This is a genomic window from Synergistaceae bacterium (assembly GCA_012728235.1).
In the GTDB taxonomy this organism is placed as follows: domain Bacteria; phylum Synergistota; class Synergistia; order Synergistales; family Synergistaceae; genus JAAYFL01.
The window spans coordinates 1-1,621 of the sequence record JAAYFL010000068.1; the positions used below are offsets into that span (position 1 = coordinate 1).

Annotated in this window: 1 protein-coding gene; it reads left to right on the top strand. The window is 41.5% G+C overall.

All coding sequences use genetic code 11. The features are described from left to right. Window positions 1–406: 406 nt before the first annotated feature. A complete protein-coding gene (locus GXZ13_05150) occupies window positions 407–1,621 on the top strand; it encodes a molybdopterin-dependent oxidoreductase (GenBank protein ID NLX75205.1) in 1,215 nt (404 codons plus the stop codon).

Sequence of the window (1,621 nt, forward strand, 5' to 3'; positions counted from 1 at the left end):
CACAGGCATTGAAAATGTTCTTATGGTCTTCGAGAGATTTCCTCTGTTTTTCTTTCGGGAATGAGGCACATAGCAAACGGTACATAGCGGTATTGTTCCGCAGTTGGGATAGTCTTCTATCTTTTCGTAATTTTAAAAATTATAATGCAATTACCCGTAAAAACTGGCACACTTATTCTTTTTAGTTGGCCAATTTTGCCTGGAATAATCGGAGGTTATATTTTTTACAGAATTGATAAAAACGAGAGCTGGGGGAAATAATAACAGCACACTGGGCTTTCTCACTAAAAAGTAGTCTGAGCTTTGAAAAATATTCACAGAAAATAGACCTCACAACTTGTTATTAACTGAGAAAGCCCAAATAATCTCTAATGATAATTTATGATGTATGCAGGGGGAAAAACATATGGAAAAGTTTCAAATAGTCGGTAAAAGACAGGAAAAACAAGAAGCTACGCTTAAAGCAACCGGCATGCTCAAGTACACTGGAGATCTTTTCGTACCTAACATGCTGCATTGCAAAATTCTTCGCAGTCCCTGGGCTAATGCAATCGTTAAAAATATTGACAAGACAGAAGCACTCAAAGTCATTGGCGTTGTGGAAATCATAACTTACGATGACGTTCCGAAGATATTAAGCATGCATCAATTTCTTCATGTTCCCGAAATAATGTTCAAAGACAGCTATTTACTGGAGCACCATGTCCGCCACGTAGGAGACAGAGTAGCAGCTGTCGCAGCCGAAACACTTGAGGCAGCAGAAGAAGCTCTTGAGAAAATTAAAGTAGAATATGAAGTGCTGCCTGCTGCCATAGATTTTGATGCAACTCTTTCTCCTGATGCGCCAATCATCCACGAGGAAGCTCTTAAGGGTGAAGATTATGTGGAAATGAACGGCAATGTTTTTGATACTGTTGACATATCCATTGGCGACGTGGAAAAAGGTTTTGAAGAATCAGACCTTGTACTCACTAGGAAATATAAAACCTCAAAACCTAATCCAGCACCTCTTGAAAGAGCAGTAGTACTATGTGTCCCTGATGGCAATAAACATGTAGATATATGGGCGACAACTCAGGGTGTCCATGCGATGAGAATGAACATTTCCTCATCGCTTGGGATTCCTGTCTCAAAATTGACGTGTCACAGGGTCTTCTTAGGTGGATCATTTGGAGCCCATATACACACAGGATTTATTGAAAATATTTGTACTTTCCTTGCGCTACGAACAGGAAGACCGGTTCGCGGAGAAAAAAGCAGAGAAGAGATGTTCCTTGCTTATGGACGTCACCCAATGCTCCTAGATCTCAAGGTGGGGTTCAAAAAAGACGGTACTATGATTTCTCTTCACTCGGACGTAACTGATGATACAGGCTCATATGCGTTCAGCGGTTCGTCCAAGATGATGCTGGCTGCTGGTTTTACTCTTTCGATGTACAAATGTCCCAATCTTAGGATGTCCGGAAGAGCAGTCTATACTAATACTCCTCCTCTAACAGCAATGAGAGGGGCCGGAAATCCTCAGGCATCATGGGCAGTGGAGAGTCTTATGGACGAAGCAGCAGAGATCCTGGGGCTTGATCCTATTGAAGTACGTGTTAAAAACATGCTGTCTATATGA